29 protein-coding genes and 1 pseudogene are annotated in these 26,755 nt (G+C 61.7%); 16 read left to right on the top strand and 14 right to left on the bottom strand.

What is annotated here, in order from left to right:
- Positions 1 to 26: 26 nt before the first annotated feature.
- From hyi to PCOSP_RS21400, 8 genes are all read left to right on the top strand, one after another.
- Complete coding sequence (gene hyi / locus PCOSP_RS21365; RefSeq protein ID WP_139649016.1) at positions 27 to 809, top strand: hydroxypyruvate isomerase; 783 nt, start codon at positions 27 to 29, stop codon at positions 807 to 809.
- 183 nt (positions 810 to 992) lie between these two features.
- Entirely contained in the window at positions 993 to 1,883 is an 891-nt protein-coding gene (locus tag PCOSP_RS21370; RefSeq protein ID WP_464709481.1) for a 2-hydroxy-3-oxopropionate reductase, read from the top strand.
- A 144-nt stretch (positions 1,884 to 2,027) separates the two neighbouring features.
- Entirely contained in the window at positions 2,028 to 3,308 is a 1,281-nt protein-coding gene (locus PCOSP_RS21375) for a glycerate kinase type-2 family protein (RefSeq protein ID WP_175363172.1), read from the top strand.
- Positions 3,298 to 4,713, top strand: a complete 1,416-nt coding sequence (pyk, locus tag PCOSP_RS21380; protein WP_464709482.1) for a pyruvate kinase — start codon at positions 3,298 to 3,300, stop codon at positions 4,711 to 4,713. Before PCOSP_RS21375 ends, pyk begins: the two co-directional genes overlap by 11 nt.
- 117 nt (positions 4,714 to 4,830) lie before the next feature.
- Complete coding sequence (locus PCOSP_RS21385) at positions 4,831 to 5,733, top strand: urea transporter (protein WP_175385764.1); 903 nt, start codon at positions 4,831 to 4,833, stop codon at positions 5,731 to 5,733.
- Positions 5,734 to 5,753: 20 nt separating this feature from the next.
- On the top strand, positions 5,754 to 6,578 hold the full coding sequence (locus PCOSP_RS21390; protein WP_139649006.1) for an ion transporter: 825 nt from the start codon (positions 5,754 to 5,756) through the stop codon (positions 6,576 to 6,578).
- 85 nt (positions 6,579 to 6,663) lie between these two features.
- The gene (locus PCOSP_RS21395; protein ID WP_139649004.1) at positions 6,664 to 7,662 is read left to right on the top strand and encodes a sulfate ABC transporter substrate-binding protein; all 999 of its coding nucleotides are present in this window, start codon (positions 6,664 to 6,666) and stop codon (positions 7,660 to 7,662) included.
- Positions 7,663 to 7,824: 162 nt separating this feature from the next.
- Positions 7,825 to 9,012, top strand: coding sequence for an MFS transporter (locus PCOSP_RS21400; protein ID WP_464709483.1), 1,188 nt, complete (start codon positions 7,825 to 7,827; stop codon positions 9,010 to 9,012).
- Positions 9,013 to 9,061: 49 nt separating this feature from the next.
- On the opposite strand, the gene PCOSP_RS21405 is transcribed toward PCOSP_RS21400, so the two are convergent.
- From PCOSP_RS21405 to PCOSP_RS21420, 4 genes are all read right to left on the bottom strand, one after another.
- Complete coding sequence (locus tag PCOSP_RS21405; RefSeq protein ID WP_003204476.1) at positions 9,062 to 9,253, bottom strand: PLDc N-terminal domain-containing protein; 192 nt, start codon at positions 9,251 to 9,253, stop codon at positions 9,062 to 9,064.
- 70 nt (positions 9,254 to 9,323) lie between these two features.
- Positions 9,324 to 9,854, bottom strand: coding sequence for a hypothetical protein (locus tag PCOSP_RS21410; RefSeq protein ID WP_464709484.1), 531 nt, complete (start codon positions 9,852 to 9,854; stop codon positions 9,324 to 9,326).
- A 251-nt stretch (positions 9,855 to 10,105) separates the two neighbouring features.
- The gene (locus tag PCOSP_RS21415) at positions 10,106 to 10,624 is read right to left on the bottom strand and encodes an ankyrin repeat domain-containing protein (protein WP_139648998.1); all 519 of its coding nucleotides are present in this window, start codon (positions 10,622 to 10,624) and stop codon (positions 10,106 to 10,108) included.
- A gap of 95 nt (positions 10,625 to 10,719) precedes the next feature.
- Positions 10,720 to 12,546, bottom strand: a complete 1,827-nt coding sequence (locus tag PCOSP_RS21420) for a long-chain-acyl-CoA synthetase (RefSeq protein ID WP_464709485.1) — start codon at positions 12,544 to 12,546, stop codon at positions 10,720 to 10,722.
- A 350-nt stretch (positions 12,547 to 12,896) separates the two neighbouring features.
- Between PCOSP_RS21420 and PCOSP_RS21425 the strand changes: the two genes are divergently transcribed.
- Positions 12,897 to 13,175: a DUF3509 domain-containing protein gene (locus tag PCOSP_RS21425; protein WP_139649123.1), complete on the top strand. Its 279-nt coding sequence runs from the start codon at positions 12,897 to 12,899 to the stop codon at positions 13,173 to 13,175.
- A gap of 173 nt (positions 13,176 to 13,348) precedes the next feature.
- On the opposite strand, the pseudogene mtnC reads toward PCOSP_RS21425, so the two are convergent.
- The 5 genes and pseudogenes from mtnC to aroC all read right to left on the bottom strand — a co-directional run bounded on the left by mtnC (position 13,349) and on the right by aroC (position 17,488).
- Positions 13,349 to 14,031: pseudogene (gene mtnC / locus PCOSP_RS21430) on the bottom strand (acireductone synthase).
- A 4-nt stretch (positions 14,032 to 14,035) separates the two neighbouring features.
- Positions 14,036 to 14,581 (bottom strand): 1,2-dihydroxy-3-keto-5-methylthiopentene dioxygenase, encoded by a 546-nt coding sequence (locus tag PCOSP_RS21435; protein ID WP_139648992.1) that lies wholly within the window; start codon positions 14,579 to 14,581, stop codon positions 14,036 to 14,038.
- 18 nt (positions 14,582 to 14,599) lie between these two features.
- A complete protein-coding gene (locus tag PCOSP_RS21440) occupies positions 14,600 to 15,220 on the bottom strand; it encodes a methylthioribulose 1-phosphate dehydratase (protein WP_139648990.1) in 621 nt (206 codons plus the stop codon).
- Entirely contained in the window at positions 15,217 to 16,362 is a 1,146-nt protein-coding gene (locus PCOSP_RS21445; protein WP_464709486.1) for an MFS transporter, read from the bottom strand. The genes PCOSP_RS21440 and PCOSP_RS21445 overlap by 4 nt, the downstream gene beginning before the upstream one ends.
- A gap of 34 nt (positions 16,363 to 16,396) precedes the next feature.
- Entirely contained in the window at positions 16,397 to 17,488 is a 1,092-nt protein-coding gene (aroC, locus tag PCOSP_RS21450) for a chorismate synthase (protein WP_139648985.1), read from the bottom strand.
- A gap of 142 nt (positions 17,489 to 17,630) precedes the next feature.
- On the opposite strand from aroC, the gene PCOSP_RS21455 reads away from it, so the two are divergent.
- Entirely contained in the window at positions 17,631 to 18,596 is a 966-nt protein-coding gene (locus PCOSP_RS21455; protein WP_464711981.1) for an alpha/beta hydrolase, read from the top strand.
- A gap of 99 nt (positions 18,597 to 18,695) precedes the next feature.
- The gene (locus tag PCOSP_RS21460; protein ID WP_047698906.1) at positions 18,696 to 19,484 is read left to right on the top strand and encodes an N-acetyltransferase; all 789 of its coding nucleotides are present in this window, start codon (positions 18,696 to 18,698) and stop codon (positions 19,482 to 19,484) included.
- Between the two features lie 189 nt (positions 19,485 to 19,673).
- On the opposite strand, the gene prmB is transcribed toward PCOSP_RS21460, so the two are convergent.
- Positions 19,674 to 20,582, bottom strand: a complete 909-nt coding sequence (prmB, locus tag PCOSP_RS21465) for a 50S ribosomal protein L3 N(5)-glutamine methyltransferase (protein WP_139648982.1) — start codon at positions 20,580 to 20,582, stop codon at positions 19,674 to 19,676.
- Positions 20,583 to 20,836: 254 nt separating this feature from the next.
- On the opposite strand from prmB, the gene PCOSP_RS21470 reads away from it, so the two are divergent.
- The 3 genes from PCOSP_RS21470 to PCOSP_RS21480 all read left to right on the top strand — a co-directional run bounded on the left by PCOSP_RS21470 (position 20,837) and on the right by PCOSP_RS21480 (position 22,510).
- On the top strand, positions 20,837 to 21,427 hold the full coding sequence (locus tag PCOSP_RS21470) for a cysteine hydrolase family protein (protein WP_041021549.1): 591 nt from the start codon (positions 20,837 to 20,839) through the stop codon (positions 21,425 to 21,427).
- A 130-nt stretch (positions 21,428 to 21,557) separates the two neighbouring features.
- Positions 21,558 to 21,878 (top strand): hypothetical protein, encoded by a 321-nt coding sequence (locus PCOSP_RS21475; protein ID WP_139648980.1) that lies wholly within the window; start codon positions 21,558 to 21,560, stop codon positions 21,876 to 21,878.
- A 74-nt stretch (positions 21,879 to 21,952) separates the two neighbouring features.
- Complete coding sequence (locus PCOSP_RS21480; protein ID WP_024780655.1) at positions 21,953 to 22,510, top strand: Smr/MutS family protein; 558 nt, start codon at positions 21,953 to 21,955, stop codon at positions 22,508 to 22,510.
- Positions 22,511 to 22,564: 54 nt separating this feature from the next.
- Here the strand turns inward: PCOSP_RS21480 and PCOSP_RS21485 are convergent, their stop codons facing one another.
- From PCOSP_RS21485 to PCOSP_RS21495, 3 genes are read right to left on the bottom strand one after another with little or no spacing between them, the layout of a single operon-like run.
- On the bottom strand, positions 22,565 to 23,029 hold the full coding sequence (locus tag PCOSP_RS21485; protein ID WP_464709488.1) for a MarR family winged helix-turn-helix transcriptional regulator: 465 nt from the start codon (positions 23,027 to 23,029) through the stop codon (positions 22,565 to 22,567).
- A complete protein-coding gene (locus PCOSP_RS21490; protein WP_175385756.1) occupies positions 23,029 to 23,463 on the bottom strand; it encodes an EVE domain-containing protein in 435 nt (144 codons plus the stop codon). Before PCOSP_RS21490 ends, PCOSP_RS21485 begins: the two co-directional genes overlap by 1 nt.
- Positions 23,460 to 23,891: an SRPBCC family protein gene (locus PCOSP_RS21495; protein ID WP_464709489.1), complete on the bottom strand. Its 432-nt coding sequence runs from the start codon at positions 23,889 to 23,891 to the stop codon at positions 23,460 to 23,462. The genes PCOSP_RS21490 and PCOSP_RS21495 overlap by 4 nt, the downstream gene beginning before the upstream one ends.
- A 474-nt stretch (positions 23,892 to 24,365) precedes the next feature.
- On the opposite strand from PCOSP_RS21495, the gene folE reads away from it, so the two are divergent.
- Positions 24,366 to 24,911 (top strand): GTP cyclohydrolase I FolE, encoded by a 546-nt coding sequence (folE, locus tag PCOSP_RS21500; protein ID WP_010456659.1) that lies wholly within the window; start codon positions 24,366 to 24,368, stop codon positions 24,909 to 24,911.
- A gap of 103 nt (positions 24,912 to 25,014) precedes the next feature.
- Positions 25,015 to 25,386, top strand: coding sequence for a glutathione S-transferase N-terminal domain-containing protein (locus tag PCOSP_RS21505; protein WP_139648971.1), 372 nt, complete (start codon positions 25,015 to 25,017; stop codon positions 25,384 to 25,386).
- Between the two features lie 134 nt (positions 25,387 to 25,520).
- On the opposite strand, the gene PCOSP_RS21510 is transcribed toward PCOSP_RS21505, so the two are convergent.
- Positions 25,521 to 26,687: an aminotransferase-like domain-containing protein gene (locus PCOSP_RS21510; RefSeq protein WP_464709490.1), complete on the bottom strand. Its 1,167-nt coding sequence runs from the start codon at positions 26,685 to 26,687 to the stop codon at positions 25,521 to 25,523.
- Positions 26,688 to 26,755: the final 68 nt, after the last annotated feature.

The following is a 26,755-nucleotide window of genomic DNA, read 5'->3' on the forward strand; positions in this document are numbered from 1 at the left end:
CTTCAGAATATTCATAGGAGACTGTCATGCCGCGTTTCGCCGCCAACCTGTCCATGCTGTTTACCGAGCAGGATTTCCTCGCCCGTTTCGAAGCGGCCGCCAAGGCCGGTTTCACGGGTGTCGAATACCTGTTCCCCTACGACTACAGCTCCGCCGAACTCAAGGCCCTGCTCGACGCTAACGGCCTGACCCAAGTGCTGTTCAACCTGCCGGCCGGTGACTGGGCCAAGGGCGAACGTGGCATCGCCTGCCTGCCGGACCGGGTCGAGGAGTTCCGCGCCGGCGTCGACCTGGCGATCGCCTACGCCCAAGTGCTGGGCAACACCCAGGTCAACTGCCTGGCCGGGATTTGCCCGCACAATTGCGACGAAGCCCTGGTGCGCAAAACCTTCGTCGCCAACCTGAAGTACGCCGCCGAGAAGCTGCAAGCCAAGGGCATCAAGTTGGTGATGGAAGCCATCAATACCCGCGACATCCCCGGTTTCTACCTGAACAACACCGCCCAGGCCCTGTCGATCCGCGAGCAGGTGGGCAGCACCAATCTGTTCCTGCAGTACGACATCTACCACATGCAGATCATGGAAGGAGACCTGGCCCGGACCCTGTCGGCGCACCTGGGCGAGATCAACCATGTGCAACTGGCGGACAACCCGGGGCGCAACGAACCGGGCACCGGCGAGATCAACTATCGCTTCCTGTTCGAACACCTGGACCGCATCGGTTACTCCGGTTGGGTCGGCTGCGAATACAAGCCGCTGACCACCACCGAAGCGGGCCTGAACTGGCTGAAAACCCATAACGCAATCTGAAATGCACTCCTGTGGGAGCGGGCCCGTGTGGGAGCAAGGCTTGCCCGCGATGCAGGCACCTCGGTTCATCCTGGTACCGAGCCGATGTTATCGCGGGCAAGCCTTGCTCCCACAGAAGCTCGCTCCCACATAAAAGCAGTTCTTCATTTGCCTGAAGCAGCAACAAAACAAGAGGATTCTCCCATGGCTAAAATCGGATTCATCGGCACCGGCATCATGGGTCACCCCATGGCACTGAACCTGCAAAAGGCCGGGCACAGCCTGTTCCTGTCCCAACATCACGACCCGGCTCCCGCCGATCTGCTGGCCGGCGGCGCAGTGGCCCTGGCCAACCCGAAGGAAGTCGCCCAGGAAGCCGAGATCATCATCGTCATGGTCCCGGACACGCCCCAGGTCGATGACGTGCTGTTCCGCGCCGACGGCGTCGCGGCGGGCCTGGGTTCGGGCAAGGTGGTGATCGACATGAGTTCGATCTCCCCCACCGCCACCAAGGCATTCGCAGCGAAGATCAATGAGAAAGGCGCGCAGTATCTCGATGCCCCGGTGTCCGGTGGCGAAGTCGGCGCCAAGGCCGCAACCCTGAGCATCATGGTCGGTGGTGACAGCAGCGCGTTTGAACGCGTCCTGCCGCTGTTCCAGGCCATGGGCAAGAACATCACCCTGGTGGGCGGCAACGGCGACGGCCAGACCGCCAAGGTTGCCAACCAGATCATCGTCGCGCTGAACATCCAGGCCGTGGCCGAAGCCCTGCTGTTCGCGTCGAAGAACGGCGCCGATCCGGCCAAGGTCCGCGAAGCGCTGATGGGTGGTTTTGCTTCGTCGAAGATCCTGGAAGTGCACGGCGAGCGCATGATCAAAGGCACCTTCGATCCGGGCTTCCGCATCAGCCTGCACCAGAAGGACCTGAACCTGGCCTTGCAAGGTGCACGGGAACTGAACATCAACCTGCCCAACACCGCCAACGCCCAGCAAGTGTTCAGCACCTGCGCAGCCATCGGCGGCAGTAATTGGGATCACTCGGCGCTGATCAAGGGGTTGGAACACATGGCGAATTTCTCGATTCGCTATAACTGAGCCCGGTGTTTCCCTGTGGGAGCGAGCCTGCTCGCGATGGCTGTTTCACAGTCGATAAGGCTGTGACTGAAGCATCGCTATCGCGAGCAGGCTCGCTCCCACAGAAGATCGCATCAATCCAATAATAAGAATCGGGAGCCCGCCATGTCGGTCGATCCGCAACAATTGCTCCGCGAGCTGTTTGCCGCAGCCATCGACGCGGCCCATCCGCAGCACGTCCTTGAACAGTATCTGCCAGCCGACCGCAGCGGCCGGGTGATTGTCATCGGCGCCGGCAAGGCCGCCGCCGCGATGGCGCAGGTAGTCGAGCGTTGCTGGCAGGGCGAGGTCAGCGGCCTGGTGGTGACCCGCTACGGCCATGGCGCGCCTTGCCAGAAAATCGAGGTGGTGGAAGCCGCCCACCCCGTACCTGACGCGGCCGGCCTGGCGGTGGCCGAACGGGTGCTGGCGTTAGTCAGCAACCTGACGGAAGACGACCGGGTGATCTTCCTGTTGTCCGGCGGTGGCTCGGCGTTGCTGGCGCTGCCGGCGGCCGGCATCACCCTGGCCGACAAGCAGGCGATCAACAAAGCCTTGCTCAAATCCGGCGCCACCATCGGCGAGATGAACTGCGTGCGCAAGCACCTTTCGGCAATCAAGGGCGGACGCCTGGGCAAGGCCTGCTGGCCAGCGACGGTCTACACCTATGCGATTTCCGATGTGCCGGGCGACCTCGCCACCGTCATCGCATCCGGCCCCACCGTGGCCGACCCCAGCACATCGGCCGAAGCCCTGGCGATCCTCCAGCGCTACGGCATCGAGGTCCCGGCGTCGGTGCACGCCTGGCTGCGCAGCGCGGAGTCGGAAACCGTCAAGCCCGGCGACCCGAGCCTGGCCCGCAGTCATTTCCAATTGATCGCCCGCCCCCAGCAATCCCTGGAAGCAGCTGCGGTGAAAGCCCGCCAGGCCGGCTTCAGCCCGCTGATCCTTGGCGACCTGGAGGGCGAGTCGCGGGAAGTGGCGAAAGTCCATGCCGGCATCGCCCGGCAAATCGCCCGGTACGGCCAGCCGCTGGCGGCACCATGCGTGATCCTGTCCGGCGGCGAAACCACGGTGACCGTGCGCGGCCACGGCCGAGGCGGTCGCAATGCCGAATTCCTGTTGAGCCTGACCGACAACCTCAAGGGCCACCCCGGTATTTATGCACTGGCCGGCGACACCGACGGCATCGACGGTTCCGAAGACAACGCTGGCGCCATCATGACCCCAGGCAGCTACCGCCGCGCCGCCGAGCTGGGCCTGAGCGCCAGCGACGAGCTGGACAACAACAACGGCTACGGCTATTTCGCCGCGCTGGATGGGTTGATCGTCACCGAGCCGACCCGCACCAACGTCAACGACTTCCGCGCCATCCTGATACTCGAGAACCCCACCCATGACGCCTGACAAAAAGGTCAAGATCCTCGCCACCCTCGGCCCCGCCACCCGCGGGATCGACGACATCCATGAGCTGGTGCGGGCCGGGGTGAACATCTTCCGCCTGAACTTCAGCCACGGCGATCACGCCGACCATGCCCAGCGCTACCAGTGGATTCGCGAAGTGGAGCAGCGGCTCAACTATCCGCTGGGTATCCTGATGGACCTGCAAGGCCCGAAACTGCGGGTCGGCAGATTCGCTGACGGCAAGGTCCTGCTGCAACGCGGCCAGGCCCTGCGCCTGGACCTGGACCCAACGCCCGGCGATCAACGCCGGGTCAACCTGCCCCACCCGGAAATCATCGCGGCCCTGGAGCCGGGCATGGATCTGTTGCTGGATGACGGCAAGCTGCGCCTGCGGGTGACTGCCCGGCATAGCGATGCCATCGACACCGAAGTGCTCAACGGTGGCGAACTGTCGGACCGCAAAGGCGTAAACGTGCCCCAAGCGGTGCTCGACCTGAGCCCTCTGACCGCCAAGGACCGTCGCGACCTGAACTTCGGCCTGGAATTGGGCGTGGACTGGGTGGCGCTGTCGTTCGTCCAACGTCCCGAAGACATTCGCGAAGCCCGTGCACTGATTGGCGACAAGGCGTTCCTGATGGCCAAGATCGAGAAACCGTCGGCGGTGGCCCAACTGCGGGAAATCGCCGAGTTGAGCGACGCGATCATGGTTGCCCGTGGCGACCTGGGCGTTGAAGTGCCGGCCGAGAGCGTGCCGCAGATCCAGAAGAACATCATCGGCACCTGCCGCGCCCTCGGCAAACCGGTAGTGGTGGCGACCCAGATGCTGGAGTCGATGCGCTTCTCCCCGGCCCCCACCCGGGCCGAGGTCACCGACGTCGCCAACGCCGTGGCAGAAGGCGCCGATGCGGTGATGCTGTCGGCGGAAACCGCGTCGGGCGACTACCCCCTCGAAGCCGTGCAGATGATGAGCAAGATCATCCGCCAGGTCGAAAACGGCCCGGATTACCAGGCCCAACTGGACGTCAGCCGACCAAAAGCCGAGGCCACGGTGTCGGACGCCATCAGTTGTGCGATCCGTCGCATCAGCAACGTCCTGCCGGTGGCGGTGCTGGTGAACTACAGCGAATCGGGCAGCTCCAGCCTGCGAGCCGCGCGGGAACGGCCGACGGTGCCGATCCTCAACCTTACGCCGAACCTTCAAGCCGCCCGCCGCTTGACGGTGGCCTGGGGCGTGCACTCCGTGGTCAACGATCGGCTGCGGCAGGTGGATGAAGTATGTTCCACCGCCCTGGAAATTGCCCAGGCCCAAGGCATGGCGCAACGCGGCGATACGCTGTTGATCACGGCGGGCGTGCCGTTCGGGCAGCCGGGGTCGACCAATTCGTTGCGCATCGAGACGTTGATCTAGCGCTTGTACGGCCCCCATCGCGAGCAGGCTCGCTCCCACAGGGATTGCGTCGCTCTTTGTGGGAGCGAGCCTGCTCGCGATGGGCTCGACTCGATCCATCAGACATACCACCCAGCCATGCCCAATACCCACTGCCCCGACTGGGCCACCGCCCTGCTCAACGGCTTCAGCCAGATCTTCCTCCAACGTCATCCGCTGTGCGGCCTGTTGTGCCTGCTGGCGATCCTGTTCAGCGCGCCGGCTCTGTTCGGGTGGGCGTTGCTGGGCGGCGTGGCCGGGCTACTCACGGCCCAGCGACGCGATTACCCCAAGGCGGATCGCCAGGCCGGGCTGTTCAGCTACAACGGCATCCTGCTGGGGTTGCTGTCGGGCCTGGTCTTGCCCTGGTCCGTCTTGCTGCCGCCGCTGATCATCGCGGGCGGCGGCCTCAGTGCGATGCTGACCCAGCAATGGCTCAAGCGCACCCGTGGCCCGCGCTGCCTGCCCGCCTACACAGCGCCCTTCGTGGGGCTGGGCTGGTTACTGCTGGGATTCGCCCCGCTGCATCCGCCCCCACTGACAGTCGAACTGACAATGCCCAACCTGCTCACCGGTTGCTTGAATGGATTGGGCCAGATCGTGTTTCTCGACCAACCGTTGGCCGGAGCGCTGATTGCGACCGGCCTGCTGCTGACCAACCCTCGCGCCGCACGCTGGGCATTGTTCGGTTCCGTTGCCGGCCTGGCCTTCGCCTTATTGCATCATGAGAATGCAGCCGCCCTGTCAGGGCTGGCTGGCTATAACCCGGCCCTGGTGGCGCTGGCGCTCAGCCAAACGCGACGCTCACCCTGGCTGCCGCTCGCGGGCATCCTCCTGGCGATACTGCTCACACCCGGGTTCGCCGCCCTCGGCCTGGCACCGCTGACCGCCCCTTTCATCCTCGCCGGCTGGCTGGTCCGCGCCACGGTTCGAACGTGGCATCCAGCCAGACGCGACACCGCGCCTTGCGCTCTGCGGGGCAATCGCCCTAGGCTTCGCTGACTCTGAATCAGGCGAAGGTTATGGACAGCACCGACAATTGGCGTAAACGCCTCTACATCATGATTTTCCAGACCGACACCGTGGCCGGTCGACGCTTCGACAGTACGCTGCTGTTGATCATCCTTGCCAGCCTGGTGATCGTGATGCTCGACAGCATCGACAGCGTGCACAAGAACTACGCGGGCGTGTTGGCCGGGATCGAATGGGGTTTCACCTTCGTCTTCATCGTCGAGTACGGCCTGCGCCTGTATTGCTCGCCCAAGCCCCTGCGCTATGCGTTCAGTTTCTACGGCCTGGTGGATCTGCTGGCGATCGTGCCGGGTATCCTGGCGCTGTATTACAGCGATGCCCAGTACCTGCTGATCATTCGGATCATCCGGATGCTGCGGATCTTCCGGGTGCTCAAGCTCAGCCCTTACCTGAAGCAAGCCAATTACCTGATGGCGGCGCTGCGCGGCAGCAAGCAGAAGATCATCGTGTTCCTGGTCAGCGTCTCCACCCTGGTGACGGTGTTCGGCACGCTGATGTACGTCATCGAAGGCCCGGCGCATGGCTTCACCAGCATTCCCAAGGGCATCTACTGGGCGATCGTGACGCTGACCACCGTGGGCTTCGGCGATATCGTGCCCAAGACGCCCTTGGGCCAGGTGGTTTCATCCCTGGTGATGATCACCGGTTACTCGATCATCGCGGTGCCCACCGGTATCTTCACCGCGGAACTGGCCACCGCCATGCGCGGTGACCAACTCAATCACGATTGCCCGGTGTGCAGTAAAAACAGCCATGAACAGGCGGCGGCTTTCTGCTCCCGTTGTGGCAACGCGCTGTTTAAGAAATTGGAATAAGCAAAGTACTTTTAAATGCTTGAAGACCTATGAGCTTGCGGCTAGTTTGCCCGGCATCTCCTTCCCTATAAAAAAGGAATTCGCAGTGAAGAACTTTTTTGGCGCCACTCTTCTCGCCGCCGGCCTGACCTTCGGCAGCCTGGCCCACGCCGCACCGACGCTGCTCAACGTGTCCTACGACGTGATGCGCGACTTCTACAAGGATTACAACGCCGCCTTCCAGAAGCACTGGCAGGCCGAGCACAACGAGAACATCACCGTGCAGATGTCCTTCGGCGGCTCGAGCAAGCAGGCGCGCTCGGTCATCGACGGGTTGCCGGCGGATGTTATCACCATGAACATGGCCACCGACATCAACGCCCTGGCGGACAACGGCAAACTGGTGCCCGAGGACTGGGTCAGCCGCCTGCCGAACCACAGCGCCCCGTTCACCTCGGCCACGGTGTTCATCGTGCGCAAGGGCAACCCTAAGGCCCTGAAAGACTGGCCCGACCTGCTCAAGGACGGCGTGCAGGTGATCGTGCCCAACCCGAAGACCTCCGGTAACGGCCGCTACACCTATCTGTCGGCCTGGGGCTATGTGCTGAAGAACGGCGGCGATGAAACCAAGGCCAAGGACTTCGTCGGCAAGCTGTTCAAGCAGGCACCTGTGCTGGACACTGGCGGTCGTGCCGCGACGACCACGTTCATGACCAACCAGATCGGCGACGTGCTGGTGACCTTTGAAAACGAAGCCGAGATGATCGCCCGCGAGTTCGGTCGCGACCAGTTCGAAGTGGTCTACCCAAGCGTGTCCGCCGAAGCCGAGCCTCCGGTCAGCGTGGTGGACAAGGTTGTGGATAAAAAAGGCTCCCGCGACGCCGCCGAGGCGTACCTCAAGTACCTGTGGTCGCCCGAAGGCCAGGAAATCGCCGCCGCCAACTACCTGCGTCCGCGGGACCCAGCCATCCTGGCCAAATACACCGACCGCTTCCCGAAAGTGGATTTCCTGTCGGTAGAAAAAACCTTCGGCGACTGGCGCACCGTGCAGAAGACGCACTTCAATGACGGTGGGATTTTCGACCAGATCTACAACGGGCAATAAACGCCACTTTCCAGGCCACACAAAAACCTGTGGGAGCGAGCCTGCTCGCTCCCACAGTCGCATCAATCCCGGACATGGTTGTTATCAATCCAGGCGACTACCCCAAAGCCGGCACAGCCTTTAGCCTTGCCCGCAATCCTTACTAGTCATTGACGGAAACCCATGACCGCCAACTCCCCCGCCCTGACCCGAGGCATGGTCCTGCTGTTCGCCTTCTGCTGCGGCGCCATCGTTGCGAACATCTATTACGCCCAACCCATCATCGACCTGATCGCCCCCGATGTCGGCCTGTCCAGCACCATGGCCAGCCTGATCGTCTCGCTGACCCAGATCGGTTACGCCCTGGGCCTGTTCTTCCTGGTGCCGCTGGGCGACCTGCTGGAAAACCGCCGGTTGATGATCCTCACCACCCTCGTGGCGATTGCCAGCCTGTTGGGCGCGGCGTTCACCGATCAACCGAATGTGTTCCTGTTGGTTTCGCTGCTGGTGGGGTTCAGTTCAGTGTCGGTGCAAGTCCTGATTCCCCTCGCCGCGCATCTCACGCCGGAAGCGTCCCGGGGTCGAGTGGTCGGCGGGATCATGGGAGGGCTGCTGCTGGGGATCCTGCTGGCACGGCCGGTGTCCAGCGTGGTGGCCGATCACTTCGGCTGGCGCGCGATGTTCATGATTGCGGCGGCATTGATGGCGGTGATCAGCCTTGTCCTGGCGTTCACCGTGCCCAAGCGCCAACCTGACCACAGTGCCACCTACAGGCAACTGCTGGGTTCTCTCGGCACTTTGCTGCGACAACAACCGCTGCTGCGCCAACGGGCGTTTTACCAGGCCTGCATGTTCGCCACGTTCAGCCTGTTCTGGACCGCCGTGCCCCTGGAGCTGGCGCGTAACCATGGGCTGTCCCAGACCGAGATTGCCCTGTTCGCCCTGGTCGGTGCCATTGGCGCCATCGCTGCCCCCATTGCCGGTCGACTGGCCGACGCCGGTCACACCCGCATCGCCTCGCTGCTGGCGATGCTGTTCGCCAGCCTGAGTTTCCTGCCAGCGTTCATCCATCCGCTCTACAGCGTCATCGGCCTGGCTGTCACGGGCGTGGTATTGGACTTTTGTGTGCAGATGAACATGGTGCTGGGCCAGCGCACCATCTATGCCCTGGATGCCAAAAGCCGCGGCCGTCTCAATGCCCTGTACATGACCAGCATCTTCGTCGGCGGTGCCTTCGGCTCATCGATTGCCAGTGCGGTGTACGAGCATGGCGGTTGGTTGTGGGTCGTGATCATCGGCAGCGCCTTCCCGCTGCTGGCCCTGCTGCGCTTTCTTGGCACGTCACAGAAACACGCGTTGGCGGCGGCGTAATCGATAGAGGCCCGGCGAGCAAAGCCTGCCGGGTACAGCGCAAGCGTCGTCAAATCCGCACGTTGCCTCGCGGCCCGGCAATCGCCCAGATGATCAGGCCCAATACCGGCAACAGCAGGATCAGCAGTACCCAGAGGATTTTCATCCCGGTTTCCGCGCCACTCTTGAGCACATTGATGATCGCCCAGATATCGAGCGCCAGGATGATCAGGCCAACCAGGCCGTTGAAGGTGGAACCCATGGTGTCGCTCCCAAGTGATGGCATGCACACTTAGGATAGTCGGCCCCGACGAGGGTTCCGTTTTATTGCTTCAGACGTGGATCGCGACCTTGAGGGCTTCCAGGGCGGGGGCGGTGGCAATGCCGGCTTGCGCGCACAACTCCAGCACCCGCGGCACGTCGTTGCCGTACACCAGCACCATCTGCAATTCATCGTCGAGCAACTGGCTGAAGTTCATCAGCACATAGCCGCCGTTTTCCTTGTTCAGGCTGCTCATCTGGATCTGGATGCGGTTGAGCGCCGTCAGGGCCTCGGTTTTCGCCAGTTGCTTGGGCTTGAGGTTGAACGCCACGCCGGGGCCGAAAGACGCGACAATCTGCTCGAACAACTGCACATAGGTGTCAGCCTGGAACAGCACGGTGTCCGGCAAACTGCCGACGACCACCCATTCGCCCAAGGGGATCGGAAAGGTGTCGTCGTAGTTGATGTCCGGGTTGGCCGTCAGGAAAGCCGCCGGATCGGCATAGGCCTGGGCCGCTTCGTCGGCAATCCTGTCAATGTCGGCATCGCCCAGGCAGCCGGAGCTGATTTTGCTGATAAGTTCGACGAGTGCGGCTTTCATGGGCGAATCCTGTGGCAATGAAATTCAAGGGCACGCAGGATACCCGATCACACCCGGCCAGGGACTGAAACAGACCCGCTGCATCAATGCTTTTGTGGCGAGGGGATTTATCCCCGCTGGGCTGCGAAGCAGCCCCTCCAGATAACCTGAACACCGAGTTGTCAGGTTGTGGGGCCGCTTCGCGCCCCAGCGGGGATAAATCCCCTCGCCACAAGGTATTGCAGACTGAAGAGCCGTACTCGTAAAAGATATCAACCCAACAACTTCTCCAACTGCGCCGTGGTATCCGCCGCGCCCATGGTCCGGGCCGCGTCCAGGGCCGAGGCGCCGTTGGCGTCCTTCGCCTTCGGGTCCGCGCCTTTGCCGATCAGGTAGTCGACGATCGCCACCCGGTTGAACATCGCCGCCATCATCAGCGCCGTGCGACCGTCGAAGGAGGCACCTTCCACCTGTGCGCCACCGTCCACCAGCGCCGAGACCACCGCCAGGTCGCCCTTGAACGCCGCGCCGGCAATCGGGCTCTGGCCGTTGTCGTTGCGGATTTCCGGGTCGGCCTTGTGTTCCAGCAGTACTTTCACCGTTTCCACGTGCCCGTGATAAGCGGCCAGCATCAACAAGGTGTCGCCCTTGTGGTTACGCAGGTTGGGCGGCAAGCCTTTGCTCAGCAAGGCCGCCATCATGGCGGCGTCACCCTGGCGCGCCACGTTGAACACCTGTTCGGCAAATTCCGCGGCCTCTTCCGGGGTCATCTGGCGGCTTGTATCGGACATGGGGTACTCCACTTGAGTCTTCGAGAATGCGGCTAGTTTCCCGAGCGGCGCAGGGCCTGTCATCCCCTTTTTCTCAGTACCCGTCATAGCCAGAATCAATAGTCGAACTGCCCACCCTGGATCTGCGTCGCCAACTGGCGGTCGACCCGCACGTAGGTCCTGCTGCCGGGCAACCAGGCGTAGACCGGCTCGTCGCCCATGACGCAGGGGTCGAAGGCTTCGCGCCTGAGCCGGGTCTTGTGGTATTTGAAGGTGCCGGTGATGTCCATTTTCACTTTGATGCGCAGGAACAGCGGCACCGCACAGGCCGGCAGCCTGGCTTGCAGAAACTGCAGCAGCTCGCCGAAATCAAGGGTTGCCAACGATTCGGACGGGGTGATCGCCGCCATGCCGGCGCGCCCATCGCTGCCGTTGATCTCCACCCCATAGGCCACCGCCTCAGCCACTTGCGGATGCTGCAGCAAGACATTCTCGACCTGTGTCGTGGAAACGTTTTTGCCCTTCCAGCGGTAGGTGTCGCCGAGACGATCGACGAATTGCCCGTGGCCAAAGCCGAGGTCACGCAGCAGGTCACCGGTGTTGAAGTAACGGTCGCCAGGGGCGAAGACATCCCGGCAGATAGCCTCTTCGGTCCGGACTGGGTCGGTGTAGCCATCCAAGGGCGCCTGGTCATCGATCCGGGCCAGCAGCAGGCCCGGCTGGCCCTTCGGCACTTTCTGCATTCGCCCTTGCAGGTTGCGCAACGGCCTCCCGCTGCCATGGTCGTACTGCACCAGCGCCCAGCCCGTCAGGGAAAAACCGACGGTATTGTCGAAATTCAGTAGGTTGGTGAAGCCGATATTGCCGTCGCTGGCCGCGTACGACTCACAGATGTGCTCGACACCGAAGCGGGTCTTGAACGCAGCCCACGCGCCCGGCCGCAGGCCATTGCCGATCATCTTCTTCACCCCATGGCACCGGTCTTCAACGCTGGCGGGCTGGTCGATCAGGTAGCGGCACAGCTCCCCCGCATAACCCAGCGTGGTCACCCGATAACGGCGTACATCGCTCCAGAACCGGCCGGCGCTGAACGTGCGCCGGATCGCAAAACCCGACGCGCCACAAATCGCCGCTCCCCAACAAACGCACAGGCCCGTGGCGTGATACAGGGGCAAGGGGCAATAGAGGACGTCGTCGGGCCGCATGTCCAGGGCAATCAGGCCAAGGTGGGTGGACGTGCGCGTCCAGCGCCCGTGACGGAATATCACGGCCTTGGGCAACCCGGTGGTGCCCGAGGTGTAGAGGTAAAAACACGGGTCGTTGAAAAACACCTGCTGGCTGGTGGCCGGGTTTTCACCAGGATAGCCATCACTGTTTCCCAGCAAGTCGACGAAACCCCGAGGGACAGCGGCGCCTTGCTCGTCCGCCAGCCACCAGGTGCGCGCGCTCGACAGCGCGGTGCGGCCGCGCACTTCCTCGAAAGCCGGGACCCGCTCATCCCCCACCACGACCGCGACCGGCGCAACCAACGCCAGGCTATGGACCAGCGCATCCCCCGTTTGCGAGGTGTTGAGCATGGCGCTGACCGCCCCGACCTTCGCCACCGCCAGCAGCGTGATCAGCAGGTGTGGACGGTTTTCGAGAAAGATCGCGATGCAGTCGCCCTTGCCGATGCCCTGCGCCAACCAGTAATGGGCGATGCGATTAGCCTGCTCGTTGACCTGTGCATAACTCAAGGCCATGTCGCCGCAGAGCAATGCCGGACCCTGGGGATTGCGTTGCGTGGCCTGTTCGAAGCTCCAGCCCAGGCCGCAGGGTTGGGCCGGGTCCCGGACATAGGCGAGCTTGCGACCCTTGACGATCCGGGGAACGACGCTGGCGAGGGCAGGCAGCTTGCGCAGCATCATGCCCCAGGTAATGGCGTCGCTGGGTATACGACTCATGAAACTCCCTGTTCGACCTGCGGGTCTCGGTTCCTGCGCTCAGGCTGGCAGCGATGTTCGGTCGAAAGTACCCAGCGGTTGCCGCGCTGTACACGCGGTTTTTGCAATGTTTTGTATCCACCGCCGGGAACAGGCGAGACATGAGCGTCAGAAATCGATTTGGTTCCAAAAATGATTGCCTGACCACGCAAAATGCAGGATGCACGATGACTATTCATGCAAGATGCACGAAAGCGAAAAAACACAAAAAATATAACTTGTTGTTTTTAAAAGGATTTAAAGCGGATCCAATGCTGGCATGGTCAGTGCAACTTCTCCTCCACGGTTTGCCACCACCAAGGAGCAGTCATATGAATATGATTCAAGAGAAGTTCGCGTCCCTGTTTTCCAACTACGAAGTGACTACACAAGCTCGCCCGGACGGCGGCATCCTGCTGACATTGCGCAATAGCGAAGGCAAACAGTTCAAACGCTCGATTTCCTACGCCCAGCTGCATGCAGGGGACCAATTGTCCTGGGTGATCAGTGCTATCCGTCGTGACTTGGCTGAACAGGCCAGCGAGCTGCCGCAGATCGCTATGCTGCAAAGCCAGCATCGCTTCGCGCTGCCGACGTACCACAGCGCTTGATGCCGAAGTTCTAACGGTTGAGCTTTTGTGGCGAGGGGATTCATCCCCGCTGGGCTGCAAAGCAGCCCTGAAACCAGGCAACTCGGTGCACCAGGCAGATTGAGTTGACTGCATGGGGCTGCTTCGCAGCCCAACGGGGATGAATCCCCTCGCCACAGGATTTGCGGTGGTCCTCAGAAACCCTCGGGGTTTATGTCGGCAAAACTCTTCACGGTGAGATGTCCAGGTAACTCCCCCCCTCTCGAGCCAATCCACACGTCGCCATGCCAGCCCCCTGGGCCGCATCCAGTTCCTGGACGATGTCCGACAGGAACAGGATCTCGTCCGGCGCAATGCCCATGGCTTGGCTGATCCGCTGATAGGATTGGACCTCGCGCTTGGGCCCTGAGGTGGTGTCGAAGTAACCGCTGAACAGTGGCGACAGGTCACCGGCTTCCGAACAGCCGAAGATCAGCTTCTGCGCCTGGATCGACCCCGATGAATACACATAGAGCCCATAGCCAGCCTGATGCCAGCGCTTGAGGGCCTCTACCGCATCCGGGTACACGTGTCCTTTCAATTGCCCGGCCTGATACCCCTGCTCCCAGACCATTCCCTGCAACGCCTTGAGTGGCGTGGCCTTGCGGTCTTCGGCAATCCAGCCCAGCAAAATCGCGATGACCCGCTCGATGTCTGCCTCCGGCTCGCCACTGTCCTGGCGCACCGCAGCCAGTTGCTCGGCTACGTCGCCGCGGTCGGCGTGCTGACGGACAAATGCCGGCAAATGCTTCGCCGCGTAGGGAAACAGCACGTCGAAGACGAAACTCACCGCGCTGGTGGTGCCTTCGATGTCGGTGAGTATGGCTTTGATCGACACGGGCTCAGTCCTCCAGGCGTGGGAAACGGCTGGCGATGTCGTCGCCGGTGAACTTGGCGACCCAGCCTTCCGGGTTGTTGAACAGGCGAATGGCAACGAAGTGCGGGTGCTCGCCCATGTCGAACCAGTGCGGTGTACCGGCAGGTACGGAGATCAGGTCGTTCTTTTCGCACAACACGGCGTAGACGTAATCATCAATGTGCAGAGTAAACAGACCACGCCCGGCGACGAAAAAGCGGACTTCGTCCTCGCCGTGACGGTGTTCATCGAGGAACTTGGCGCGCAACTCGGCCTTTTGCGGATGATCGCTGTTGAGGCTGATGACATCGACCGTGATGTAGCCGCGCTCGGTCATCAATTGATCGATCTGGCTCCGATAGGCGGCGATGACTTCGTCCTGGGTCGCGCCAGGCTGGATTTTCATCGCGGCCTCCCAACGGTCGAAGCGAACCCCTTGTTCGGCCAGGGTCGCGGCGATGTCTTCAAAGTGGGTCAACACCTTGTTCGGGATGTCAGGACTTGAGACGTGGTAAACGGACAGGCTGCTCATGGCAATGACTCCAGCAAATTAACGGTTCAGGAGTGCGCGGGTTTTCAGCTCGCACTCGAACAGGAACTCGAACGCCTCGATCTGGCGCAACGCATCACTCATGCGTGCCCCCCAGGTATACAGGCCGTGGCCACGGATCAGGTAACCCACGCAATCGGGATGCTCGGCGAGCCACGGCTGTACCTTGGCGGCCAGGCGGGCGATGTCCTGGTCGTTGTCGAAAATCGGCACACGCACCCGGGACTCGTGTGTCGACACGCCGCTGAAGGCTTTTTGCAGTTCATAGTCTTCGAAATCGATGAACGCCTCGTTAGTCAGGCGCGACAGCACCGTGGCGTTCACCGAATGGGTGTGCAGCACCGCACCGATCTCCGGGCGCCAGCGATAGAGCTGGGTGTGCAGCAGGGTTTCGGCGGAAGGTTTCTTGCCCGGTTCCAGGCTGTTGCCATCCAGGTCAGTGGCCAGCACATCATCAACGCCCAACTGCCCCTTGTGCTTGCCAGACACGGTGAGCAAGGCCTGGTCAGGGGCAAGACGGGTGGAATAATTGCTGCTGGTGGCCGGGGACCAACCGCGGCCATACAGAAAACGCCCGGCATCGATGATTTCCCGGGCAAGCTGTTCACGGGTAAGGCTCATGGCCTGTCCTCTTGCATACGTGTGGCAATGATAACGGCTGCAGCGAAAGCTGCGACGCTGGCGATGCTGAAAGTCCAGGTGGCGCCCAAGGCGTTCCAGCTGTAGCCGGAGTACAACGCGCCCAATGCCCCGCCCGTGCCGGCCAGCGCGGCATACAGCGCCTGGCCCTGGCCTTGCTGGCGGGAGCCGAAGCTACGTTGCACGAAATGGATGGCAGCGGCGTGAAAGCTGCCGAAGGTCGCCGCATGCAGCACCTGGGCAAACAGCAGTACCCAGAGAAATTCGGCCAATGATCCCAGCAGCAACCAACGCAACGCCGCCAGCAGGAAACTCGCCAGCAGCACCCGTCGCACGGAAAACCGCGCCAGGATCCGGCTCATCACCAGGAACACCAGGACTTCCGCCACCACGCCGACGGCCCACAGCACGCCGATCACCCCACGGCTGTAACCCAGCCGTTCAAGGTGCAGCGTCAGGAAGGTGTAATACGGCCCGTGGCTCATCTGCATCAGGCCGACGCAAGCGTAGAAGGCCAGCACACCGGGGTTGCGCAACTGGCGCAGGAACCCGTCGCCCGTCACCCGCGGCCCCTGCACCGGCTGGGCATTGGGCACCCAGAAGCTGGCGAGCACGATGCCCCCCATGATCAGCACCAGCGCCAGCGGGTAGATGTCCAGGCTCAGCCATTCGAACAACCGGCCCAGCACGACCACGGCGATGATGAAACCGATGGAGCCCCACAGGCGGATCTGGCTGTAGCGCGAGGCCTGCCCGCTCAGGTGGGCCAGGGTGATGACTTCGAACTGCGGCAGCACCGCGTGCCAGAAGAACGCGTGCAACGCCATGACCATCGCCAGCCAGGCGTAGCTCTTGTCGATGAAGATCAGGGAAAAGGTCAGCAACGTACAGACCGCGCCGAACCGCACGATCGCCAGGCGCTGCCCTGTGTAATCCCCCAGCCAGCCCCAGATATTCGGCGCTACGCAGCGCATCAACATGGGAATCGCGACGAGCTCGCCGATGCGTGCCGCGTTGAATCCCAGGTGATCGAAATACAGCGCCAGGAACGGCGCCGTCGAACCGAGCAAGGCGAAATAGAACAGATAGAAGCTGGAAAGCCGCCAGTACGGCAGTGCCGCCATGGTCGTCAGGCCACGGCGGTCGGCAGGTCAGCCATCAAAGCTGACCCAGCACCGGGGTGCTGACCCTTACATCGGCGTTCTGGCCGCGATGGCGCAACAGGTGATCCATCAACACGATCGCCATCATCGCCTCGGCGATCGGCGTGGCACGGATGCCGACGCACGGGTCGTGACGGCCCTTGGTGATGACTTCCACCGGGTTGCCCTGAGTATCGATGGAGCGGCCCGGCGTAGTGATGCTGGACGTCGGTTTCAAGGCCAGGTGCGCCACGATCGGCTGGCCCGAGGAAATGCCGCCCAGGATGCCGCCGGCGTTGTTGCTGAGGAAACCCTGCGGGGTCAGTTCGTCGCGGTGCTCGGTGCCACGCTGGGCGACGCAGGCGAAACCGGCACCGATTTCCACGCCTTTCACCGCGTTGATGCTCATCAGTGCGTGGGCCAGTTCGGCGTCGAGGCGGTCGAAAATCGGCTCGCCAAGGCCGGGCATCACCCCTTCGGCCACCACGGTGATCTTCGCGCCCACCGAATCCTGGTCCCGGCGCAATTGATCCATGTAGGCCTCAAGCTCTGGCACTTTGTCCGGGTCGGGGCAGAAAAAGGCGTTCTGCTCCACCGAATCCCAAGTCTTGAACGGGATTTCGATAGGGCCCAACTGGCTCATGTAGCCACGAATCACGATGCCCTGGCTGGCCAGGTATTTCTTGGCAATCGCCCCGGCGGCCACGCGCATCGCGGTTTCCCGGGCCGAACTGCGACCGCCGCCACGGTAGTCGCGCTCACCGTACTTGTGGTGGTAGGTGTAGTCGGCATGGGCCGGGCGGAACAGGTCCTTGATGGCCGAGTAGTCCTTGGACTTCTGGTCGGTGTTGCGGATCAGCAGGCCGATGGCGCAACCGGTGGTGCGGCCTTCGAACACGCCGGACAGGATCTCGACTTCATCGGCTTCCTGGCGCTGAGTGGTGTGGCGGCTGGTACCGGGCTTGCGGCGATCCAGATCACGCTGCAGGTCCTCCAGGGAAATCTCCAGGCCCGGCGGGCAGCCGTCGACAATGGCGACCAACGCCGGGCCATGGCTTTCGCCCGCGGTGGTGACGGTGAACAGCTTGCCGTAGGTATTGCCGGACATGCAGGGTGCTCCGTGAAATCGCTGAGAAACTCAATCTGGGATTCGTGATGGGCGCCAGTATACGCAGGCTAACTGCGTAGTTCATCCTCGAACCTTATCGGTGACCGCCAGTCCAACCGGCACCTTCGTAACCAGTGGCGTGATGATGCTAAACCTGCGTGTCCTGAGCCTTACCCTGTTCATCGGCCTGTTTTCCAGCCTGGCCCAGGCGACGGTCCTGCTAAGACCGATCAGCCTCGATACCGGCCATGGGGAACTCTTCGGTTCACTGTTACTGCCAAAATCCGACACGCCGGTGCCGGTTGTCCTGATCATTTCCGGGTCCGGTCCTACGGATCGCGACGGCAATAACCCCGAGGGCGGACGCAATGACAGCCTCAAACGCCTGGCCTGGGTGCTGGCCAAACACAACATTGCCAGCGTGCGGTATGACAAGCGCGGCGTGGCCGCCAGCCTGGCCGCGACACCGGACGAACGCGACCTGAGTGTCGAGGCCTATGTGGCCGACGCCGTGGCCTGGAGTCACAAGCTGGCCGCCGACCCACGGCTGGGCCCGTTGATTCTGCTGGGGCACAGCGAGGGCGCGCTGATCGCCAGCCTCGCCGCCCCCCAGACCAGTGCGGCAGCGGTCATCTCGGTGGCCGGCAGCGCCCGGCCTATCGACCAGGTGCTACGCCAGCAACTGGGCAGCCGTCTGCCTCCGCAGCTGATGTTGCGCAGCAATGAACTGCTGGACAGCCTCAAGGCCGGTCGCGTCGATGCGAACGTGCCAGCGCCGTTGCAGTTCATTTTCCGCCCCAGCGTGCAGCCGTACCTGATCTCGCTGTTCCGCCAGGACCCGGCCCGGGCATTCGCCGCGCTGAAAGTGCCAGCCCTGATCATCCAGGGCAGTCACGACATCCAGGTCAGCGTCGATGACGCCCGGCAATTGAAGGCGGCCAAACCCGACGCCAAGCTGGCCCTGATCGAGGGCATGAACCACGTGATGCGTATCGTGCCCAACGACGAGAAACGGCAACTGGCGTCTTACAAGAACCCCGACCTGCCCCTGGCGGCGGCGCTCGGCACTCATATCCTGGCCTTTATTGACTCGATAACGACCCGTTAAACGCTTTTAGCCCTCCAGTCTTGGAAAAAGTGGCCGATAGACCGGTGTCGGACAGCGCATTGGCTGCCGACGAGCCGGCCAGGACAGGATTTCGCCGTTATGACTGAGACTGAAACTTCACCCGACACCACCGCCGAAACGCCCGCCACACCGGCGGCGGAGCTGCCTTGGGCGGACGTGCAAGCCGAGCACCACAAGATGCTCCGGCTGGCCCCGCTCAAGACGGACCGTGCCACGGGCGCGCGGCCGCTGCGGTTTGTCGAATTCAGCTACGCCGAGCGCCATAGCAAGGAACGCAGCTTGTTGCGCATGAGTATCCAGTTGCCGGGCCAGCGCGTGCGCAAGGAACAGAACCACCTGGACGTCTGGGCCGATCACGTCGAAAAGCGCCTGCATTTTTCCCCGGACAGCCTGCAGATGGAGCCCATGAACCGTGGCATCGGCCGCTTCCTCGCGGCCCAGGCCATTACGTGGGCCAAGAAACGCTGGTCAAGCTACCGGGTGGACGGCACCGACCTGAACAACAAGGACGCGCTGAACGAAGACACCCGACTGCGTCGCGACCGCTTCCTGCAAGCCCATGGCTTCGAGGTGGTGTATGCCGATGCCCAGCACCTCAAGGGCAGCGTCAAGGACGCCCAGGTCGGCGACCTGAAAGGAGACTGGAATACCGAAAAGCTGCAGTTCGTGGAAATCCTCGAAGCCGCGCAGATGCTGCAACAGGCCGAGCAGAACCTTGCGGAACAGGAGGTCAAACTCAAGCAGCAGGAGGAAAAGGTCAACAAGTTCAAGCGCGAAGACACCGGCCTGCGCTTCACCATCACCTGCCTGGTGGCGTTTGCCATGTTCCAGGCGGGCTTGCTGATCTGGATTGCGACGCGGCACTGAGTACCGGCTCTTTTCCGGGGCAATGACTTGGAATATATCTGTGGCGAGGGGATTCATCCCCGCTGGGCTGCGAAGCAGCCCATGCAGTCTCAACTCAATCTTTCTGAGGCACCGAGTTGCCTGGTTTCAGGGCTGCTTCGCAACCCAGCGGGGATGAATCCCCTCGCCACAAAGCCTGCCTAAACCGCATTAAACCCGCGAAGCGAACAAGCCCTGATGCTGGCGGCACTGCTCGGCGCTGAGCATGAACACGCCATGCCCGCCGCGTTCGAAATCCAGCCAGGCGAAATCGACTTCGGGGTACAACGCCTCGACATGAACCTGGCTGTTGCCCACCTCGACAATCAACAGCCCCTTCTCGGTCAGATGGTCGGCCGCCTCGGCCAGCATCCGGCGTACCAGGTTCAAACCATCATCGCCACAGGCCAGGCCCAACTCCGGCTCATGCTGGTATTCCTGAGGCATGTCGGCGAAATCTTCCGCATCGACGTAGGGCGGGTTCGACACGATCAGATCGAAACGCTGTCCCGGCAGCCCCTCGAAACCATCGCCCTGGACAGTGAATACCCGCTCATCGACGCCGTGGCGCTCGATGTTCTGGTTGGCCACTTCCAGTGCGTCGAACGACAGGTCGGCCAGCACCACTTCGGCTTCCGGAAATTCATAGGCACAGGCGATACCGATGCAGCCGGAACCGGTGCACAGGTCTAGGATCCGTGCCGGTGCCTGGGCCAACCAGGGTTCGAAACGCTTTTCGATCAACTCACCGATGGGCGAGCGCGGGATGAGCACGCGCTCGTCGACAATGAACGACATCCCGCAGAACCAGGCCTCGCCCAGCAGGTAGGCCGCCGGGATACGCTCCGCGATTCGCCGTTGCAGCAGGCGCTGCACATGGACCAGCTCATCGTCTTCCAGGCTGCAATCCAGGTAGCTATCGGCCATTTCCCAAGGCAGGTGCAACGCGCCCAACACCAGTTGGCGGGCTTCATCCCACGCATTGTCAGTGCCGTGGCCGAAAAACAGATCCTCCCCATGGAAACGGCTGACGGCCCAACGGATATGGTCGCGCAGGGTACGAAGACGGGAAGTGATCACGGCGGCAAACTCCAGAAAAAACGACTGGCGAGTCTAACAGCCAAACGCGCCCCCACCCAAACGCACCTCAAGGACGACTGAAAAACGCCGGAGCACTCGTAGGAACCTTCCGTTTTTTGCGCCACCCATTGAACAAGACAGGCATCTTGACAAGGCTGTAGGCCAGCAACGACGGCGCTTGCGATGGAAGCGATTCACAGAACCGCTCAGCCAGAGGAGAATGTCGCAAAAGCCCCACCCGAAGGAGCCCCAGAATGTCCGTTCCAAAAACGATGTTTCAACTCAGCGGCCGTGGTTACGCGGCGGCCAACCTGAGTCAAGCGACCCTGATCATCATCGATGCCCAGAAAGAGTACCTCGCCGGCCCCCTGGCCCTGAGTGGCATGGATGCAGCGGTTGCGAACATCAGGCAATTGCTCGGCGCGGCCCGTGCCGCCGGCCGGCCGATCGTGCACGTGCGGCACCTGGGCACCCATGGCGGGCTGTTCGATCCACAGGGCGAACGTGGGGAATTCATTCCAGGTCTCGAACCCCAGGGTGACGAAACCGTCATCGGCAAATTGCTGCCCAGCGCCTTCCATGGCACCGAATTGAAAAAGCGCCTGGAAGAATTTGGCCCCCTGGACCTGATCGTCTGCGGTTTCATGAGCCATTCCAGTGTCAGCACCACCGTGCGCGCCGCCAAGAACCTGGGCTTTCGCTGCACCCTGGTGGAAGACGCCTGCGCCACCCGCGACCTGCCGCACAAGGGCGGCGTCCTGAGCGCCGAGCACGTGCACCAGACCGAAATGGCGATCATGGCGGACAACTTCGCCACCCTGGCCCTGACCCACGACTTGATCTGATTGCCCTCGATGAGCGGCCGCGTCCGCCGCTCATCCGCAAAAGACTCTCATTAGCCGCAATTGCCCTAGCCTCAGGAACAACCCGAACATCTTCCGGTCGAAGGGCCGATACCCACTGAGGAAGATCGGAATGAAGTTATCCGATGGTTTTGACGCACGTCGCTTGCGGCCCAAGGGCCCGAGCAACTGGCGGTTTCGTTTTGGCGCGGCCATCGCGGCGCTCCTGGCAACGCTCGGCGTCCTGCTGGCCATGGCCGGTGCCGCCAGCCTGTTGGGCCGCCCGCCCGCGCTGGGCGACTTGAATGCCACCCCGCTTGGTTCGGCGATCATTCTGGCCGTGGGCCTTCTGGTCCTGTGGCTGGGCGTCTGGTTCTGGCGCCGCTGCCGCCGTCGCGCCCGCCAATCCCTGGAGCTGGCCATGGCTCCGCACCTGATGAAAAAGCACGACTGACCCGCCACCCGACGTTTTGTCGCGCCCGATCCCGCCGGACTTGGGTAAACTGGTCGGCCTTCGCGGAGGCTGACATGCAAGACGACGATTTTTCCCTGTTCAAAAGTGCGACTCAGGGCGTTAAACCGATCAAACACGATCGCGCCGACACCGGCAAACCGAAAGCCGATCGCGCACAGATCGCCAAGCTGCGCCAAGCTGCCACCGTGCGCGCCGATGCCACGACCGTGGACGGATTGTCCGATCAGTTCGTGATCGATGTAGGTCCCGAAGACGAGTTGATGTGGGCGCGCGACGGCGTCCAGGAAAGCCAGATGCGCAAGCTGAAGGTCGGCCAGATCCCCTTCGAAGGCAGCCTCGACCTGCACGGCATGAGCGTCGAAAAAGCCCGGGAAACCCTCTGGGCCTTCCTCGCCGAAGCCACGAAATTCGAAATCCGCTGCGTGCGCGTCACCCACGGCAAGGCCGTGCGCCTGGACGGCAAGCGGCCGATGATCAAGAGCCACGTCAACACCTGGCTGCGCCAGCACCCGCAAGTGCTGGGCTTCACCTCCTGCCAGGCGAAACACGGTGGCGCCGGGGCGGTGTACGTGATGCTCAAGCGCACCATGATGGAAGGCCGCGACGAGTAGCCCTCGATTGCCGAGCTTGCAGCGCCGTGTCCGCCAACGCCCCCTTTTCTCTCTCTATTGCGTCGATGATGCCTTATCGAGCAGTTGTCGGAAAAGGAGGACCAGGCTGGATTGCTGCTCGCCTAGAGTTCCAAAAAATTTACGATCAACTTCCTCCACTATGACAATCGCCTTGTGTGCGATATCACGACCGGCTTCGGAAACTGAAATAATCTTGGCTCGCGTGTCAGTAGGATGTACGTCTCTCACAAACAGCCCATTTTTAAGAAGCGTTCTGACCACTTGAGAGGTGGTCATCGGGTCGCTGCCAGTCAATTGTGACAGGCGTGCCTGGGTGAGCGGCTCTTGTGAGGCAAACCACGTTGCGACTGCAAGCATGACAAACTGGGTATGGGTAAGACCCAGCGGCTGTAATGCGGCGCGCTGCTCACGCTGCCAGGTGTTGGAGATGCGCCAGAGCAAAAAACCTGGACTATCTGACGGTCCGCTATGGAGGGTTGGCAGCGGTTTCGACTCCATCAATTACGCCTCAGTTCCAGCAGGTCAACACCCATCGCGCAAGCAATTGTGCAGATATCTTTGTCGGTCAATGGAATCAGCCCGCGCCTTAGCACAATGCCCCAGTTTGGCGGAACACAGAGGTCCAGTTGTCCACGCACGAGGTCCAGAGCGACTTCTTTTGCCTTGGCATATCGCACCCGACGACGAAACGGCACAAACCCTGCGCCCATGTCGAATTCGAAAACCTCATCGTCCTCAATTTTCCCTATGGCGGTGAAGGCTTTCAGCGGCGCCCCCTGCACCTCTATATTCGGGGAGTAATAAACAAAAATATCACCCTTGCTCATCTTGCGCAGCGGCTCCTTTTTGCCATGACAGACCTGTGCAAAGCCGCCCTCCATGCCTCGCCACACGTGCGACCGAGATACAACACCCAGCCAAGCCTGGCTCATACGTCCGTCTCACTTTCTGCGCGGGCTGCCAGCGCCCGCAGGACCTCAGAGAAATCACAAGACACTTGCGTGCAGATCTCCCCTGCGTCCTCTCCCACGACATCAATCGAATAAACGATTGAGTGATTGCCATTCAGGAGCGGAGTGATTTCATGCCTGACGCGAATAGTGGTGCTACCAAGTACAGTCTCATCAGTGAATCCGTTTGGTTTATTGACTTCTACTAACTGAGACTGGATGACCTCTTGGTCAGGCAGCACCATTGTCATCCATGTACCCTCAATGAAAGAACCGTGGAGCGTGCATGAATGGACACCTGCGTTCCAATCTTTCCATCGGGGAACAGCTTCGAAAAGCGCCCAGATTGCAGCTGCAGATGCACGGGTTTCGTGAGTATATGAAGCAGTGGCGTGCATGGGCTTGGGCATGTCGGCCTCCTTTTAGTAAGTCGACTTATCGTATGCACACATACCATTATCGTCAATCGTGCATCACGCAAAAGGAAGTCACTACGCTGTCGCACTGGTCAATCCGGTGGTTACGCCTGGGATGATTCCAAAGCGAATTGATGACACGAGGCGCTCGGTCAGAAAAACCCGATCCGAACAGACCGGTGAGCCCGCAGCCAGGTAAAGCCACACGCCGATGAGATTGGATGAATAGCACCGGCCGGCAATACAACTACTGGCACACATACGCTACCATGTGCCCCATGGCGGGTATGAGCCTGCATCGCTATTCAGCTGGGTTATGGCGCTCGAATGTTGCTTCGACCTGTGCCCGACGGATCAACTCCAGCACCGACTGGAGCGAACTCGGGAAACTCGAACACAGCTTGATTGGTACAAAACTGGTACAGACAGAACAAGTACCCTCCTGAAACCCCTATGGAATCAGCCTCTGTGACACTGGAACAGAATTACACCGCGATTCTCGGCCAACTGGGCGAGGACGTTTCCCGCGAGGGCCTGCTCGACACGCCCAAGCGTGCTGCCAAGGCCATGCAGTACCTCTGCCGTGGTTATGAACAGACTCTCGAAGAAGTCACCAACGGTGCCTTGTTCAGCTCCGATAACAGCGAAATGGTGCTGGTCAAGGACATCGAGTTGTACTCGTTGTGCGAGCATCATCTGCTGCCGTTCATCGGCAAGGCCCACGTGGCCTACATCCCGAGCGGCAAGGTGCTGGGGCTGTCGAAGGTCGCGCGGATCGTCGACATGTATGCGCGTCGCCTGCAGATCCAGGAAAACCTCAGCCGCCAGATCGCCGACGCGGTCCAGCAGGTCACCGGCGCCCTGGGCGTGGCGGTGGTGATCGAAGCCAAGCACATGTGCATGATGATGCGCGGTGTGGAAAAGCAGAACTCTTCGATGATCACCTCGGTGATGCTCGGTGAGTTCCGCGAAAACGCCGCGACCCGCAGCGAGTTCCTCAGCCTCATCAAGTAAGCTGTCGTTCGAGAAAAACCGGCATCGATCGCCGGTTTTTTTTCGCCCGTGAAAAATCAGGTAAGCTGCGCGCCCTCTTCTTCCCTGCCGCGAGGCTTATACCGTGATCGTCAAAGCGCTTCGAGTTGGTTTGGGCCAACTGATCATCTTCATCGACTTCATCACCCGTCCTGGCAAGAAAAAACGCCCGGCCGATGCCCAGGCGCAGGTCGACCAGACCGCCCGCAGCCTGACTTTGTATCAATTCCACGCGTGCCCGTTCTGCGTGAAAACCCGCCGCACCCTGCGCCGCCTCAACGTACCAGTGGCCCTGCGCGATGCGAAGAACAACGAGCAGGATCGCCAGACACTGCTGGAGCAAGGCGGCAGGATCAAGGTGCCGTGCCTGCGTATCGAAGAGAATGGCGAGACCACCTGGATGTACGAGTCCAAGGTAATCATTGATTACCTGGACAAGCGGTTTTCGGCGGTCTGATGGTTCTTGGGGAGATGTGAAGGCCCCATCGCGAGCAGGCTCGCTCCCACATGGGATCTTCAGTGTTCACAAAACTTCTGTGGGAGCGAGCCTGCTCGCGATAGCGCCAGCCGCTCACCACAAGACCCACCGCCTCACGCCGCCTCGGCAGCCAACGCCGCCCGTACCACCCCTGCCAGCCGCCTCAACCCTTCATCCAACCGGGCCGGATCGATGTGGCTGAAGTTCAAGCGCAAGTGTCCCGGATGCTGGTCCGGCTCGGGGAAGAACGGCTCTCCCGGCATGAACGCCACATCCGCCGCCAGCGCGGCAGCGAGCAACGTGCGGGTGTCCAGCGGTTGCTTGAGGGTCAGCCAGAAAAACAGCCCTCCCTCGGGCATGTTCCAATCCGCGATGTCGGAAAAGTGCGTGTGCAACGCAGCCTGGAACCGGTCGCGACGATCCCGGTAGAAATCCCTCAATTCACCGAGGTGACTGCGGTACTTCTCGCTACCGATCCACTGCAACGCCTGCCATTGACCGATGCGATTGGTGTGCAGATCCGCCGATTGCTTGAGCCGCAACAGGTGCGGGAACAGGTCAGGGCTGGCAATCAGGTAACCCACCCGCAGCCCTGGCAGCAGGGTTTTCGACACGGTGCCGGTGTAGATCCAACTGGCCTTCTTCAAGCGACTGACAATCGGCGTGGCGCTGCCGCCGTCGAAGCTCAGTTCGCGGTAGGGTTCGTCTTCGATCAGGGTCACACCGAACTCATCCAGCAAGGCCGCCACCGCGTCGCGCTTGGCCTCGCTGTAACGCACCGCCGAAGGGTTCTGGAACGTGGGGATCAGGTAGATGAATGCCGGTCGATGCTGTCCCAGCCGCGCCCGCAACTGTTTCAGGTCCGGGCCATCGGCCTGCAGCGGGACGGTGATGCAGTCAGCGCCGAACAGCTGAAAAATCTGCAGCGCCGCGAGGTAGGTCGGTGCTTCCAGCATGATCTCGGTGCCGACGTCGATGTGCAGCTTCGCCGCCAGGTCGAGGGTCTGCTGCGAGCCGCTGACCACCAGCACCTGACTCGCCTCACAAGCCAGGCCCAGCGCCCGTGCCTGCGCCGCCAAGGCTTCGCGCAGGGCCGGTTCCCCTTCACTCATGCCGTATTGGCCCATGGCCAGGGGCATGGCGTCCCACTCCACTTTCGGCAGCATGGCTTCGGCGGGCAGACCGCCGGCGAACGACATCACCTCAGGGCGTTGGGCCGCCGCGAGGATTTCTCGAATCAAAGAGCTTTTGAGGCGCGAGACACGTTCGGAAAAAGCCATGGGGACCACCTGTAGCGAGGCATTGGGGAAATGAGTCAAACTGATTGACCGAAATTACTCCGACCTCT

The organism is Pseudomonas sp. MAFF 730105 (assembly GCF_055380705.1).

Coding starts and splice junctions, on each gene's coding strand:
- PCOSP_RS21470 (WP_041021549.1), top strand. CDS start 20,837: ATGTCCGTTCCAAAAACGATGTTTCAACTCAGCGGCCGTGGTTACGCG.
- hyi (WP_139649016.1), top strand. CDS start 27: ATGCCGCGTTTCGCCGCCAACCTGTCCATGCTGTTTACCGAGCAGGAT.
- PCOSP_RS21410 (WP_464709484.1), bottom strand. CDS start 9,854: ATGAAAGCCGCACTCGTCGAACTTATCAGCAAAATCAGCTCCGGCTGC.
- PCOSP_RS21490 (WP_175385756.1), bottom strand. CDS start 23,463: ATGAGCCAGGCTTGGCTGGGTGTTGTATCTCGGTCGCACGTGTGGCGA.
- PCOSP_RS21405 (WP_003204476.1), bottom strand. CDS start 9,253: ATGGGTTCCACCTTCAACGGCCTGGTTGGCCTGATCATCCTGGCGCTC.
- PCOSP_RS21435 (WP_139648992.1), bottom strand. CDS start 14,581: ATGAGCAGCCTGTCCGTTTACCACGTCTCAAGTCCTGACATCCCGAAC.
- PCOSP_RS21485 (WP_464709488.1), bottom strand. CDS start 23,029: ATGGAGTCGAAACCGCTGCCAACCCTCCATAGCGGACCGTCAGATAGT.
- PCOSP_RS21460 (WP_047698906.1), top strand. CDS start 18,696: ATGACTGAGACTGAAACTTCACCCGACACCACCGCCGAAACGCCCGCC.
- PCOSP_RS21495 (WP_464709489.1), bottom strand. CDS start 23,891: ATGCCCAAGCCCATGCACGCCACTGCTTCATATACTCACGAAACCCGT.
- PCOSP_RS21370 (WP_464709481.1), top strand. CDS start 993: ATGGCTAAAATCGGATTCATCGGCACCGGCATCATGGGTCACCCCATG.
- PCOSP_RS21385 (WP_175385764.1), top strand. CDS start 4,831: ATGCCCAATACCCACTGCCCCGACTGGGCCACCGCCCTGCTCAACGGC.
- PCOSP_RS21480 (WP_024780655.1), top strand. CDS start 21,953: ATGCAAGACGACGATTTTTCCCTGTTCAAAAGTGCGACTCAGGGCGTT.
- PCOSP_RS21420 (WP_464709485.1), bottom strand. CDS start 12,546: ATGAGTCGTATACCCAGCGACGCCATTACCTGGGGCATGATGCTGCGC.
- PCOSP_RS21390 (WP_139649006.1), top strand. CDS start 5,754: ATGGACAGCACCGACAATTGGCGTAAACGCCTCTACATCATGATTTTC.
- PCOSP_RS21400 (WP_464709483.1), top strand. CDS start 7,825: ATGACCGCCAACTCCCCCGCCCTGACCCGAGGCATGGTCCTGCTGTTC.
- pyk (WP_464709482.1), top strand. CDS start 3,298: ATGACGCCTGACAAAAAGGTCAAGATCCTCGCCACCCTCGGCCCCGCC.
- PCOSP_RS21445 (WP_464709486.1), bottom strand. CDS start 16,362: ATGGCGGCACTGCCGTACTGGCGGCTTTCCAGCTTCTATCTGTTCTAT.
- PCOSP_RS21510 (WP_464709490.1), bottom strand. CDS start 26,687: ATGGCTTTTTCCGAACGTGTCTCGCGCCTCAAAAGCTCTTTGATTCGA.
- PCOSP_RS21440 (WP_139648990.1), bottom strand. CDS start 15,220: ATGAGCCTTACCCGTGAACAGCTTGCCCGGGAAATCATCGATGCCGGG.
- PCOSP_RS21455 (WP_464711981.1), top strand. CDS start 17,631: ATGATGCTAAACCTGCGTGTCCTGAGCCTTACCCTGTTCATCGGCCTG.
- PCOSP_RS21375 (WP_175363172.1), top strand. CDS start 2,028: ATGTCGGTCGATCCGCAACAATTGCTCCGCGAGCTGTTTGCCGCAGCC.
- PCOSP_RS21475 (WP_139648980.1), top strand. CDS start 21,558: ATGAAGTTATCCGATGGTTTTGACGCACGTCGCTTGCGGCCCAAGGGC.
- PCOSP_RS21425 (WP_139649123.1), top strand. CDS start 12,897: ATGAATATGATTCAAGAGAAGTTCGCGTCCCTGTTTTCCAACTACGAA.
- PCOSP_RS21415 (WP_139648998.1), bottom strand. CDS start 10,624: ATGTCCGATACAAGCCGCCAGATGACCCCGGAAGAGGCCGCGGAATTT.
- aroC (WP_139648985.1), bottom strand. CDS start 17,488: ATGTCCGGCAATACCTACGGCAAGCTGTTCACCGTCACCACCGCGGGC.